Source organism: Pedobacter steynii, assembly GCF_900103665.1.
In the GTDB taxonomy this organism is placed as follows: domain Bacteria; phylum Bacteroidota; class Bacteroidia; order Sphingobacteriales; family Sphingobacteriaceae; genus Pedobacter; species Pedobacter steynii.
The window spans coordinates 327,701-340,809 of the sequence record NZ_FNGY01000009.1; the positions used below are offsets into that span (position 1 = coordinate 327,701).

At 41.8% G+C, this 13,109-nt stretch carries 14 protein-coding genes; 5 read left to right on the forward strand and 9 right to left on the reverse strand.

The genetic code is table 11. The features are described 5' to 3' along the window. Nucleotides 1-11 precede the first annotated feature (11 nt). Together BLQ87_RS24305 and BLQ87_RS24310 are read right to left on the reverse strand one after the other, a co-directional pair. Entirely contained in the window at nt 12-1,319 is a 1,308-nt protein-coding gene (locus BLQ87_RS24305; protein WP_074611514.1) for a M20/M25/M40 family metallo-hydrolase, read from the reverse strand. Between the two features lie 240 nt (nt 1,320-1,559). Then, nucleotides 1,560-2,660, reverse strand: coding sequence for a DUF4407 domain-containing protein (locus tag BLQ87_RS24310; RefSeq protein WP_074611515.1), 1,101 nt, complete (start codon nt 2,658-2,660; stop codon nt 1,560-1,562). A 169-nt stretch (nt 2,661-2,829) separates the two neighbouring features. On the opposite strand from BLQ87_RS24310, the gene BLQ87_RS24315 reads away from it, so the two are divergent. Together BLQ87_RS24315 and BLQ87_RS24320 are read left to right on the forward strand one after the other, a co-directional pair. Beyond that, nucleotides 2,830-3,147 (forward strand): rhodanese-like domain-containing protein, encoded by a 318-nt coding sequence (locus tag BLQ87_RS24315; protein WP_074611548.1) that lies wholly within the window; start codon nt 2,830-2,832, stop codon nt 3,145-3,147. A 3-nt stretch (nt 3,148-3,150) separates the two neighbouring features. Continuing rightward, nucleotides 3,151-3,354 (forward strand): DUF6358 family protein, encoded by a 204-nt coding sequence (locus BLQ87_RS24320; RefSeq protein ID WP_074611516.1) that lies wholly within the window; start codon nt 3,151-3,153, stop codon nt 3,352-3,354. On the opposite strand, the gene BLQ87_RS24325 is transcribed toward BLQ87_RS24320, so the two are convergent. Then, entirely contained in the window at nt 3,326-4,363 is a 1,038-nt protein-coding gene (locus BLQ87_RS24325; protein WP_074611517.1) for a dipeptide epimerase, read from the reverse strand. The genes BLQ87_RS24320 and BLQ87_RS24325 overlap by 29 nt on opposite strands. 84 nt (nt 4,364-4,447) lie before the next feature. Here BLQ87_RS24325 and BLQ87_RS24330 point away from each other — a divergent pair, with 84 nt between their 5' ends. Continuing rightward, a complete protein-coding gene (locus tag BLQ87_RS24330; protein ID WP_074611518.1) occupies nt 4,448-5,416 on the forward strand; it encodes a hypothetical protein in 969 nt (322 codons plus the stop codon). On the opposite strand, the gene BLQ87_RS24335 is transcribed toward BLQ87_RS24330, so the two are convergent. From BLQ87_RS24335 to BLQ87_RS24345, 3 genes are read right to left on the reverse strand one after another with little or no spacing between them, the layout of a single operon-like run. Continuing rightward, entirely contained in the window at nt 5,399-6,013 is a 615-nt protein-coding gene (locus tag BLQ87_RS24335) for a rhomboid family intramembrane serine protease (protein ID WP_074611519.1), read from the reverse strand. The two genes, BLQ87_RS24330 and BLQ87_RS24335, sit on opposite strands and share 18 nt — an antisense overlap. Before the next feature lie 2 nt (nt 6,014-6,015). Next, a complete protein-coding gene (locus tag BLQ87_RS24340; RefSeq protein WP_074611520.1) occupies nt 6,016-7,755 on the reverse strand; it encodes a M14 family metallopeptidase in 1,740 nt (579 codons plus the stop codon). 19 nt (nt 7,756-7,774) lie between these two features. Then, entirely contained in the window at nt 7,775-8,506 is a 732-nt protein-coding gene (locus BLQ87_RS24345) for a hypothetical protein (RefSeq protein WP_074611521.1), read from the reverse strand. A 28-nt stretch (nt 8,507-8,534) separates the two neighbouring features. Here BLQ87_RS24345 and pepT point away from each other — a divergent pair, with 28 nt between their 5' ends. Next, on the forward strand, nt 8,535-9,788 hold the full coding sequence (gene pepT, locus BLQ87_RS24350; RefSeq protein WP_074611522.1) for a peptidase T: 1,254 nt from the start codon (nt 8,535-8,537) through the stop codon (nt 9,786-9,788). 54 nt (nt 9,789-9,842) lie between these two features. Here pepT and BLQ87_RS24355 read toward each other — a convergent pair whose 3' ends face one another. From BLQ87_RS24355 to BLQ87_RS24365, 3 genes are read right to left on the reverse strand one after another with little or no spacing between them, the layout of a single operon-like run. Next, nucleotides 9,843-10,526: a class I SAM-dependent methyltransferase gene (locus tag BLQ87_RS24355; protein WP_074611523.1), complete on the reverse strand. Its 684-nt coding sequence runs from the start codon at nt 10,524-10,526 to the stop codon at nt 9,843-9,845. A gap of 28 nt (nt 10,527-10,554) precedes the next feature. Then, on the reverse strand, nt 10,555-11,952 hold the full coding sequence (locus BLQ87_RS24360; protein ID WP_074611524.1) for an MBL fold metallo-hydrolase RNA specificity domain-containing protein: 1,398 nt from the start codon (nt 11,950-11,952) through the stop codon (nt 10,555-10,557). Between the two features lie 8 nt (nt 11,953-11,960). Then, on the reverse strand, nt 11,961-12,167 hold the full coding sequence (locus BLQ87_RS24365; protein WP_074611525.1) for a YtxH domain-containing protein: 207 nt from the start codon (nt 12,165-12,167) through the stop codon (nt 11,961-11,963). A 154-nt stretch (nt 12,168-12,321) separates the two neighbouring features. Between BLQ87_RS24365 and BLQ87_RS24370 the strand changes: the two genes are divergently transcribed. Then, nucleotides 12,322-12,681 (forward strand): hypothetical protein, encoded by a 360-nt coding sequence (locus tag BLQ87_RS24370; protein ID WP_074611526.1) that lies wholly within the window; start codon nt 12,322-12,324, stop codon nt 12,679-12,681. The last annotated feature ends 428 nt before the right edge of the window (nt 12,682-13,109 follow it).

A 13,109-nucleotide genomic window follows, 5' to 3' on the forward strand; every position in this document is an offset into this window, starting at 1 on the left:
GTATATGATAATTAATTACTCAATTTTGGGATTCTTGTAGGGGTATCAATGCCTTTTATAATGCTGATTGCACTCTTGGCGATTCCTTTTATGGTAGAGAGGATGTTATCTGAATCCAGAGTTTCGTATTCGTCTTTTACCGTATGATAGAATTTATCGCTGTCGATCTGATCAGTGCTGATCGTATGTGCAGGAACACCTAGTGCTGCTAAGGTTGCATTGTCGCTTCTATAGAAAAGGTTTTGTTGCGGATAGGGATCCGGATGGAAAGTGAATTCCGTGCCTTCCAGATTTTTCTGAAGAATCTTACCAAAGTCAGATTTATCAAATCCGGTAATAAAAGCGGTATTCTTACCAAACTTGCTGTCCTTTCCAATCATTTCAATATTGAACATCGCAACTACTTCATCAGGGTTCAGCTTTTGAGAAAAATGTTTTGCACCGAAGCCACCGATTTCTTCTGCGGTAAAGGCCACAAAGATTAAAGTACGCTCATTGTTGTTTAACTTTTTGTAATATTTTGCCAGTGCGATCATTGCCGTTGTTCCGGATGCATCATCATCGGCGCCATTGGCGATACTGTCCTGACCATCGCTTTTGATGATTCCCAGATGGTCATAATGGCCTGAAAAAACAACCAGTTCTTTGGCTTTTGATTTCCCGGGAATAACGCCGGCAACGTTAAATAAGGAAAGCTTTTCCAGTTTGCTCTTTACCTCTACTTTAAAATCATTGGTAACTGTTTCTTCTCCCATGACCAATACCAATGCTGCGGAAGGTTCATTTATTTTCTTTTCATCCAGGTCGGTGCCACCGGCCAGGTAATCCCTGACACGGTTAAACGACTCGGCAAATTTGGGATCTACCAATATCAATTGCTTTTTGTTCTCTTTGCTTAGGGATCTGATCTGGCCCATAAGAGGTTTTTCAGGATCAAGCTTTGCCCATCCGGCACTGCTTGCCTTATCAAATACCAGACTTTCCACTGTATTTCCGTAAACGAGAACATTGGATGCAGCGATTTCTTTACCATCAATGGTTACCTTAGTGCTGATCGGTTTTAGTTTTTGCTGAAAGAACGACTGTCTGAAAGTCTTTCCTTCAAATGGCTTTAAGCCAATGCTTTTAAACTCTGCCTCGATGAAACTGGCCGCTTTGTCGATCCCCGGAGAGAAGGTTGCCCGTCCTTGCATCTCGTCGCTGCTTAGTGTTTTGATCAGGCGGTCTACATAAGGTTTGGTAATGATTTTATCAATATCCTGTGCCCATGTCTGTTGAGCAAGGAACAATGCGAATAGTGTGTAAATTGTTTTTTTCATCAGTATATAATTTGATTTTTTTCGATCGTTTTATTGGTTTTCAATGGTTCTCAAGAGCTCGTAAACTCGGTTTATTGGTTATGAGGTTATCATAAGCATATGCTAATTGCTGCATGTCAGCGGTATGCTTATGATGATTTCATTTGTATAGTATTATTGCGTTTAGCCCTAAAGGTAACCATCAGGAGGCTAAGTTCCGAGCCTCTTTTTTTAACCTGTTACAGGTCAGTCCGGTCTTTGTTATTCTTCTTCCGAAGGGGGATGAGTGAGCTGTCTTTTTCTTTTCGTGATTTCTGTCGCGACCCGGGTATCATGAACCCCATCTACGACTGCCATCTCATAATCTTTATCCTTGTCCGACTCATGAACCTGGCTGCTTTCCTGGTTTTGAACGGAATGGTCATAAGGGCCGCTGCTGCTCATTAGTTTTACGAAAACAGGAAGACATTCAAAAAAGATAAACAGCAAACCAATAAAAGTCACTGCCAGTGAGGTATTCAGATCTCTTGTTCCATCGGTATTGAAGCTCAGTTGTCCGAGGGCCCAGTTGCGGTCTGCAAAGCCGGCAATGCTGGTCAGGCTGTCGAGTTGTTTCCCGGTATACAGTTTTTCCGTCATGAGTCCATCAAACTGCTTTCTTCCGTCTACAAATTTCTCCAGGGCCCTGACGTCTGCTGTTAAAGTATCCAGATTCTGTTCTCTTTGCTTCAGCTCTGCTTCCTTTCGTTTCGCATAAGGACCATAGCCCATTACACCCGATGTTTCTGTGGTTTTATTGCCAAAGATCTCAAAGTTTAACTTCTGACGGTCGGTTTTTATGGCGCTTGCCAGGGAATCTCTTTCTGCTTTTACCCCATTCAGTTTGTCCATCTCAATCTTATACTTATTCCCAAATGCGGCATTCAGTGTATCTATCTTTGAGCGCTGGTTATTGAGGTAACTCACTTTGAGTCGCTCTTTGATCTCTTTGTCAAAGATTTTCAATTCCAATGGGCGGGAGATGACGATCCCGATCATGATGGCCAGTAATATTCTGGGTGTTGCCTGCAGGATTTGCTTATTGGTACTGGAGCTTTTGTTGATGCTGGATACGATATAGCGGTCCATATTAAAGATCGCGAGCCCCCAGATCAGGCCGAAAAATACGGCAAAAAGAACAGCGGCTGTATCTCCTTTAAAAACGAAATACATGGCGTAACCTCCTGATAGTGCAGCAAATAATCCGGTAAAGAAAATGGTAGCACCTATTCCAATATACTTATTGTGCTCAGTCGGGTGTTTTTCAAGTGTAGAAATGTGCGCCCCGGAGCAAAACCAAAAGAAGCGGGATATCGTGTTCATGATGCAGAAGTCAATTTAAATATAGAATACTATTAAACGCCCGAGCCTGCCAGTTGTTACAGTAATCCACTTGAAATGATTCGATTATCTTCATCTTAATGTGATTTTGTGGTTTTTTTACCTTTAATAATTTCGGCATTGCTTATCTTTGAAAAAAGCAAAACATATGATAAAGGAAATAACCGTTCAGGAATTAAAAGCAAAAATCGATAACAAGGAAGATTTCCAACTGATTGATGTGAGAGAAACTTTCGAATATGAAACATCGAATCTTGATGGTCTGAACATCCCTTTAGGTGGAATCCTGATTGAAGCAGATCAGATTTCTCAGGATAAACCCGTGATTGTACAATGCAGAAGTGGCAAAAGAAGTGCAGCAGCAATCATGCAATTAGAGCAAATGCTGGGATTTACCAACTTGTACAACCTTAAAGGTGGAATCCTTGCATGGCAGGAAGCGTTTGACCCTAACATGCCTGTTTACTAAGACATGGGAAAGAAAATTGCATTAAACGTTTTTTACAACCTTGGTCTGATTGTATCCATCTTCGGAGCAGTATGGGCTTTTAACAATACAAAGTATCTTGTAATCGTCCTTTTTGTGGCTACAGCCGCATTCTTTCTTTACCTGAAACTGCAACTCATCAAAGAGATGCGCAGCGCACTTAAGAAGAAGCAAAAAGATTTGGGTTAATCCCTTCGAGGCCCAGGCCAGGCAGGTCTTTCAATTGATATTTCCCCGCAATGATTTGCGGGGCATCAAAAGGATTGTTTTTTGTCAGCCAGGGGCCATCCAGATCCGCCCAGTCGCAAAGCGGGGCGAGGGCTATTCCGGCTTGTGTGGCACAGGACGTTTCGCTCATGCAGCCGATCAGTACTTTCATTCCGAAAGACCGTGCCTTTTTGATCATTTGATGCCCTTCATACATCCCTGTACTCTTCATCAGCTTAATATTTATTCCATGGTAGGCTCCTTTCAGGGCATCCATATCACTCAGCCGCTGTACCGCTTCATCTGCCAGAATCGGAATCGGGCTCCGGCCTGTCAGCCATGCATTTCCTTCCAGGTTGGCTTTGTCCATTGGCTGTTCAATCAATACAACTCCCTGATCATGCAGCCAGTAAATCATGTCTATGGCCTGCTTCCTGTCTGTCCAGCCTTGATTGGCATCTACATATAGCGGCACATTGCTTATTGCCCTGATGGTATTGATCAGTTCTTTATCATTATCTCTTCCCAGTTTTACCTTCAATACCTTAAAGTCTTTGGCCTCGGTTACCTTTTCTTTAATGATATCCAGACGATCGATCCCGATGGTATAAGAGGTTACGGGCATCTTTAACGGATTTGCACCATAGATTTCGTAGCAGGGTTTTTCCAATATTTTTCCGCTCAGGTCATTTAGCGCGATATCTATTGCTGCTTTTATGGCAGGTTGCCCTTTTTCAATGTCGTCCAGATAAGTAATGATCTCTTCAAAATTGAAGGGATATACAAATCTTTTCCAGTCTACCTTCTTTAAAAAGGACTGAGCGCTGGCCACACTTTCCCCCATGTAGGGAACCATAGATGCCTCACCATATCCATCCTTACCCTCATAATTCAGTTTCAACAGCATAATCGGTGTGCTGGTCCTTGAAAATTTAGCGATAGCAAAAGGGTGCTTTAATTCCAGATTATAAGAGGTGTAGGTTGCCTGCATATGAATGTACTAATAGTAATATCAAAGTTAAAAAATCGGTGCTTCAGCGAATGTAAAAATAATATACTTAATATTGTGCCCTGTATGAATAGCACAATATACCAGCCTTTTAAAAACTTCGATTTCAAATATAAAAATTGCTTCCTGAGTGGGGATACCTTCAAATCTCCGGTGGAGGAAATCAATATCTTACCCGCCTGGCTTTTGGAAGTTGCCAACTTTAGCGGTGAGGAACAGATTAAATTGCTGGATGAAAGTGTGCGGTCGTACAATACCTTAAAAGTACCTTGTAATACGGAAGTCTTTACTCATTTTATCCAGCCTCTGGAAGAGAAAATTGCCAGTGCTTTTTCTAAAGGTTACGATGCTGTTTCTCAATTGGAAGAGGAAGACCTGTTTAAATGGATCGGTAAATTCATGTATAGCCTGATCTATGTAGAGATGAATGCTGCGGTACGTTTGCAGCAAATCAGTTCAGATGGCGTAAATATGTCGCAGGGGCTGATGCATAAATTCGGGAACCTGAATACCATGATTCAGAGCATTTACCTGGATGTAGTATATGAAGATTTCAAACCATGGTCTATTGTGGTGGTTCCTCTGGAAGAACAGGATACTGCTTTTAGCTTCCGTGATGAGATCAATACCTTAACATTTTCCATGAAACTGAAGAATTTCGGCATCATTGCCTGTCTTCAGGACAACGGGACGAACAAAAAATTCCATCAGGAAATCTTAGATCAGATCGGAAAATCAGCCCTTTCTCCTCAGCAATTCGAAGAAATTTGTGCCAGATTCTACTATTCCGCATATTTATTCAACAGGCTCCCTGAATACGCAATTATGCCGGTTGAGGGTTCCATATATATAGATGCGATGCCGCTGAGAGGAACATTGAACAAAGCATTGTTTGACCACTGGCAACATAAAACATATGCCCAGGTATTACAGGATTTCTGGAAACCATGGGGGCATACGTTATTTGAGATCATTAAAGATCCGACGAATCCGATCAGTTACTTTGTGCCGGCTTCTTTACCCGTTACCCAATAGCCTGGTAATAAAGTTCGGAATGATATTTGGAACAAGGAGGACGGTGATGATCATTCCGGTTAATGCACCAAAAAAATGGGCGTCATGGTTGATGTTATCCTGAGCTCTTTTCGACATCTGCCAGCAATAAGCCAGGTATAGCAATCCAAACAACCAGGCCCAGATTGGAATTGGCAAAGGAAAGATGATCATCTTTGACATGGGATCGAACAGGATAAAGCTGAACAACACTGCACTGATTGCGCCGGAAGCACCGAGACTATTGTACCACATGTCATCTTTATGCTTAATGACCGAAGGAATGTCACTTAGAATCAAGCCCAGGAAATAAAGCAGTCCAAATTGCCATGAGCCGATGAGCGCTTCCAGTCTGAAGGCAAAGAAATAGAAAGTCATCATGTTAAAGATCAAGTGCATCCAGTCCGCATGGATCAGGCCACTGGTGATTAACGTATATACTTTATGTTTTCTGGATACACTATAGGGATGAAGCATGAATTTTCCAAATAACCCATGGTCGTGGAAAGCATAAATGCTGGTAATAATCGTAAAAACAAAAATCAGGGAGGCTACCGGGGTATTATTGATGTAATCCATTGTTATTTTAAGGTTAAGTGTTGTTCTTTTAGCAATCTGCCAATAGGGTAACGGGTATGTGTTTTTTCATTATAGCTGGAATTTTTATAAATGAAATCCAGTTGCGCTTCCGCATCTTTTGCCATTTCCGGCTTTGCTGCTTTTTCTTTTTCCAGTTTTTCCCGCAGGGCTGGGTCTTTTTTTAAGAGCTCTGCCGCAGTATCTTCAAAAACATAAGCCGAGAAATGTTCTTTCATTCCCAGTATGGCATCAAAGAAGTTCCAGTTAAAGAAAGAGTCAACAGCTTGTGGCTCCAGCGTCTCTACAATATACCGGTTTGTAGCCTGGTTTACATAGACGATATAATCACCTGCATAGCAGGGAAGATTTTGGAGTGTTGGATTTACTTTCACGGCAGTATGCAGATAATGTCCCTCAAAAGGACGTGTTGCCGTTTTATAATCATTGATGTAATACATTTCTACCGGAATAACGGCATCTCTGCTCAGTTGTTGTACTTTCACCTGATTGAGTTTTAACAGCGCTACTACTTTAGTCCAGGCCTGGGGAATGAGGTACGCGATGGGCTTGCTGACCGTTAAAGCAGGTTCGAAAGTATTCCAGTATTTAATTTCTTTAGTATAAGGTTCATTTCTGTCGTAATATAACCTGTCGAGACCGCTCACTTCACTTGGTTTTTGCTTGGCGGCATAACCTTTAAACATCAGGGGTGTCGACTCTTTTTTGTTGAGTTTCCAGTCTATGGCAAAATTCTGCTGTAAGGCGACTGCTTCATCTGCTTTTTTCTTGTTTTCTCCAATCAGTTTTGCATCTCTGACCACCACATCGATATAGGTTTGCAGGAGCTTATAAGTGGCGTCTACTCTTTTATCAAAAGATTTCAGCATATGGGTCTCAGGCATAAAACCGATGGTATTGTGTAAAGCAGCATATCCGGTAGAGTAGCGTGGTGATTCCATAAAGCCCGTGATTCCCTGATCGGGGGTTTCTCCAATGGAGTTCACGTAGGGGATCATTTCATATCCTTTTTTTTCCATCTCCTGATATAGGGAAGGAACTAAGGTTTGTGTGAGGTAGGTTGAAAGAAGCGGTTGCAGTTTGTCTTTATGGGTGGGAATCAAGGTCATGGTATATTGATAGTCTGCGCCATTGCTGGTATGGGTATCTACAAATATTTCCGGTTGCCAGGTGTTAAAAATCTCCTGGAAGGACTGCGAATTTTTAGAATCGGTTTTAATGAAATCCCTGTTCAGGTCGTAATTTTTACTATTCCCCCTGAATCCATAAGCAATCGGACCATTCTGATTTGCCCTTGAAGTGCTACCGCGGTTAAAGCTGCCATCTATATTATATATAGGAATAATGCAGATCACCACATTTTTTGGCAATTTGTTTTCTTTGAGCAGATCGCGTGCTAGCATCATACTCGCATCAATTCCTTCAGGCTCTCCCGGATGGATCCCATTATTAATCAGCAAAATTCTTTTATTGCTTTTTCTGATGGCCACAGGGTCAAACACTTTGTCTTTGGACAATACCAGCAGGTGTAAAGGCTGACCAAAATCTGTAGGGCCATAAGTAATCAGTTTGGCCTGGGGATAGGTTTTTGCCAATGATTGATAATGATGAATCACTTCAGTGTAAGTGGCCGTTTCTTTTTTATTGCTGTGCTCGAAAGGTGTTTGTTGTGCCAAAGCCCCCGTCGTGGTTAAAAGAAATAAGATGAAAAATAAACGGCCCATGGATTTCCTGGTAATAAGGTTAGAAAATAGTTTTGTGAAAAAGTCCGATACTGCCAAACTGGTACCTCAGTCCGACAGAGAAATAAGTATAGACATCAGGCATACCGTTTTTAAAACTTCTTGAGGATTCGTCATAGCCATCCAAACCTTCTCCAATAGTAAGGTTACTTTGGTAATTGAAATTTAAGATATAGCGGGTATACCCTGAACGGTCCGGAAAATAAAAGTTGATGCCCACATTCAGCGGGAAAAGCAAATTTGTGGATTTTTCCTTTCCCGGCCATATTTTGTCGGGTGCAGGAGGGTCTGTTACCGGAAGATCCGGATCAACAGGCTCTTTCCGAACCCTGTTCACATCGTTCATAACCAGCCCGAATCCTGTTCCGATGTAAAGCCCTTTTATGCTATTGCTGAATTCCCCTTTTTGATAGTCAATTAAAGCACCCAAAGCTATTTTCCCATTGATTGTAAAAGCTTTGTAGGAATTGATAAATTCACGGTGATTGGGGTCTGTTTTTCTATTGCCCCCATTGATCTCGCCCATTTGTCCTTCTATTCCTGCACTGATAAAGGGTGTAAAATAGTAGTCTACAAGACCGTATCCTGCCAGACCAAAGGAATGTTTTTTCAAATCGGCGAAAGATTGTGTGAGTCCAAAACCGCCCCCGGCGCTTATTTTATAGAAGTTTGATTGTGCAGCGGCATTAATATAGAATAGAAGTGACAGGCATGCGGTGAAAATTGTTTTCAAATTATTTAGCTTTGTTTTTTTAAAGACTATGCTAAATTATCAAAATAAAAACAATTCCCTTCAAAACCGATTTGCAAAGTATGTGCAGATTGATACACAATCAGATCCGGCGTCTGCAACGATCCCTTCCACAGAGAAGCAAAAGAACCTGGGAAAAGTTCTTGTCGCGGAATTATTGGAAATGGGTGTTTCCGACGCCCATCTTGACGAATTTGGTTACGTGTATGCCACTATTCCTTCCAATACAGAGAAAAATGTTCCCGTGATTTGCTTTTGCTCGCACATGGACACTTCTCCTGATTGCAGTGGAACGAATGTAAAACCGATCATCCATGCCAATTATCAGGGGCAGGATCTGGTGCTTCCTGATGATGAAAGCATCATTTTAAAGATGTCTGAACATCCTGATCTAAAAGACCAGATTGGAAATGACATTATTACTGCCAGCGGAACAACACTTCTTGGTGCAGATAATAAGGCCGGATTGGCGGAGATCATGGAGGCTGCTGCTTTTTTTATGCAGAACCCGGGTTTCAAACACGGAACAGTTAAAATCTTATTTACCCCGGACGAAGAAATCGGCAGAGGAGTAGATAAAGCAGACCTTAAAAAGCTGGGTGCTGATTTCGCTTATACCATTGATGGGGAAACCTTAGGTTCTATTGAAGACGAAACTTTTTCGGCAGATGGGGCAGTACTAACGATAAATGGTGTAAGTACACATCCTGGATTTGCAAAAGGAAAAATGGAAAGCGCAATTAAGATCTTGTCTGACGTGATCAGTGCTTTGCCTTCAGATTGCCTTTCTCCTGAATCAACAGAGTTGAAGGAAGGGTTTATCCATCCGGTAACCATTTCAGGAAGTGTGGAGCAGGCACAGGCCCGCTTTATCCTGCGTGCTTTTGATGATGAACAGTTGGAAGCGAATGGAGAATTGTTGGATGCTACAGTGAGAAATATCATTGAAGATTTTCCAAATTCTACTTACGAGTTGAAGATTACAGAGCAGTACCGCAATATGAAAAAGGTGCTTGATGAATACCCGCAGGTGATTGAGTATGGTGTTGAAGCGATAAAGAGAGCCGGAATTACCCCAAAGAGACAAAGTATCCGCGGAGGAACAGATGGTTCACGTCTTTCCTTTATGGGCTTGCCTTGTCCTAATATTTTTGCCGGGGAACATGCTTTCCATGGTAAACAGGAATGGGCTTCTGTTCAGGATATGGAAAAAGCAGTCGAAACGATTATTAATATTTCTGCCATCTGGGAAGAGAAAGCATAATTAACAGATCGCTAAATGAAGAAGGCCTGGTTTTTTACCAGGCCTTTTTATATTTTAAAAGGTTAACCTAGCGAGGTACTGATCCTGACCATCTTCGAAGATAATCTCGGTTGTCCATCCGCTGTCTTTTGCGAGATCTGTCAAAGTTTTCTGATCTACATAAATCCATTTGAACCAATTTCCTTTGATGCTTTTATATTCATACCTGAAGCTCACTTCTCCAAAATATCCGTTAGAAGGAAAAGGGATTTCCTGATATAGATAAGAAAGATCTGAGCTGTCGAATACCAGTTGTCCGCCTGGATTAAGCAGACTTTTTACGTGTTTAAGAAAGGCTTTTAATCCCGGTATGGAGCCTGTCAGGCCTATTCCGTTCATCATGAAAAGAAGGGTGTCGTATTTTTGGTCCTTATACTTAAGGATGTCTCCTTCGATCGCTTGTTTCAGTCCACGTTGTTTCATGATCTGGACGGCAGGAGCGGAAATGTCCATTCCTGTAACATTAAGACCCCGCTGCTGAAGTATGAGTGCGTGGCTGCCTACACCGGCACCTACATCCAGCACTTTGCCTTTGCAAAGATCCAGGGCTTTCAGCTCCAGTTCCGGCATTTCGGATTCATTTCTGAAATAAATGTCGACCGGCATTTCCTCCGGTTCATCGTAAGAATTATGCACCCACAGGGTTTCTGCGGGTGGTTTAGTATATTGATCTTTTAATGCTTCACCAAAAACGTCCATCCGGCAAAGATAAAAAAACCTTTAATGGTTAGAGTTCAAATTCCTGATGATATTCGGGAATAGCTACGTTGTGGAACCCTTTATCGTTAAGATGTCCGGCAAATATCTGCTGTACTTTATATTCTCCATGAACAAGAAAAATGCGCTTTATCTGGTTTGGATCCTGTCCGGAAAGAAACTGCAGTAAATCTTCATAATCACCATGTGCACTCATTGATCTGATCGAACGGACATCGGCAACGACTTCATATTCCTGTCCAAAAAGCCATACTTTAGGCTGTCCTGCAAGTAGCTTGCCGGCCAATGACCTGGGCTCTGCATAACCAACCATTAAAATGGTGTTTTTCTGATCGCTGATGTTGTTGCGGATATGGTGTTTTACCCTGCCTCCTTCTGCCATTCCTGAAGAGGAAATGATGACACATGGGCGGGGGTCACTATTTAATGCTTTAGATTCTTCTACGCTTTCAATAAACTTTAAACCTTTAAAGCCAAAGATATCCTTATCTACTTTCATCACTTCTTTTACACCGTTGTTGTAGACTTCAGGATGACTCCTCAGCACCTCTGTTGCCTGAAGGGAGAGTGGACTGTCTACGTAATACTGTACATCAGGAAGGATGTTTTTCAGTTCCATCGCATTTAGTGCATACAGCAATTCCTGGGTACGGCCGACACTAAAAGCAGGAATGATCACCTTTCCTTTTTTTATAATGCAGGTTTGATGAATGATCTCCTTAAGGGTATTTTCAATGGGCTCCAAATCCTGATGAAGAGAATCTCCATAGGTGGATTCCATAATGACATAATCTGCCTGTGGAAAGGACTGAGGGCTTTTTAGCAATAAGTCTCCATACCTTCCCACATCCCCGCTGAAGGTCAGGTTAGTAGTTTTTCCTTCTTCGCTGATCTTTAAATGAACTGCAGCACTGCCGACAATATGGCCTGCATCGGTCAGGTTTAAGGTCACATTGGCATCGATCTGAAAGTCCTCATTGTAGTTGACTACTTTAATCTGGCTCAGCGTTTGGATCACGTCCTTTTCCGTATAAAGAGGGAATTCGGGGCTTTCGTCCTGGCGCTTTTTTCTATTCGCATATTCTGCATCCTGAGTTTGAATCTTTGCGGAGTCCATCATCAGGATTCTTGCCAGGTCCATGGTGGCCGGCGTGCAGTAGATATTTCCTTTAAAACCTTCAGCTACCAGCCTGGGTAGTAAACCACAATGATCGATATGTGCATGGGACAGGACGAAGTAACTGACCAGGGAGGGATCGAATCCAAACGATTCGTTGAGGTCATCGGTCAGATCACCCATTCCCTGAAATAGTCCGCAGTCTAATAAGATTTGAGTATTGTTTTTTAAAGTGATCAGGTGTTTACTACCTGTAACGGCACGTGCCGCCCCATGAAATGCGATCTTCATTAATTCTCTTAAGCTCTAACTTTAGCAATGGTATCTTTAACATGACCTGCGGCATCTACCAGTTTTTCTTTGGAAGAATCTAATAAATCACAAAACCAATCGGATACTTTATCTTTCATTTCTCCATCTTTATCTGATGCTAATATTAATGCGATGGCAGCTCCAAGGGCAGCTCCTGCCAATAAACCTGCAATGATTTTGGTTTCCTTTTTCATATTAATGTGTTTTTTGGTTGAATGATGGATCAGGAACAATATACGCCCAATCGTTTCATATAATTCTTTTTTTTTATCAATTAGTTAACAAAGACGATGCCGAATAGTTTGTGGTTCTCCGTAAATTGCAGGGAGATGTTTTAAATTAGGTAAAATGTTCAGGATCCTTTCTTATGCCAATATTTTATTCGCCATCGCTTACCTGTTGATGTTTCTTTTAAATGGAAGTAACGTGGTGATCTTTGGGATTTTGGTTGTAGTGGTTTTCAACGTTATTGTGGTTAAAAATATACAGGAGGGATGGGGAAAACCAGGATTGATCTATTATGTACTGGGCTTAGGCTGCCTGGGTTTTGCCGCGTTTCTTTCGGTTGGGCTGATTCATATTGTCCGTTCTTCTATAGCTTATCATTACTTCTCCAATACGCTAAATTATATGGTGCTGACAACATTATTTGTGCTCTGCATCGTCATCCACTTTGTGTTCCTGTGTCTTTATCGGAAGAAAGAATAATTTTTTGGCCATTTTCTACGGCGATATCAGTATGGTAATCTGAGCCGGTTGTAAAGTAAGGCTGTCCTGTAATTGTGATCCGGAATGTCCGGTCATCAGATCTTCAAAATTATTCTTGTGACTTGCTCCCTGATAGCGGCTGTCAGCTTTTTTATTTAAAATTTTGTTTAGGCTGGAGATTGGGTAGGAGCAGGTTCTGATTAAGGAGCAGTCAAGGTCGGATAAGGCACGAATCAAGCGCGTTGCTTACCCGCCTTTAACACGCTTCTGACCGAGTTAGCACCGAGTATAGACCGAGGTTAGAGCGTGTTCAGACCTAGCTTAGGTAAAAGCTGTCTTATCCGTGTATGGCTATACAGGTTATTGAATTAATTTTAAATTGACTATACATGCAAATTTGTTATTCCTGATCGGGTTATACAAGTTTG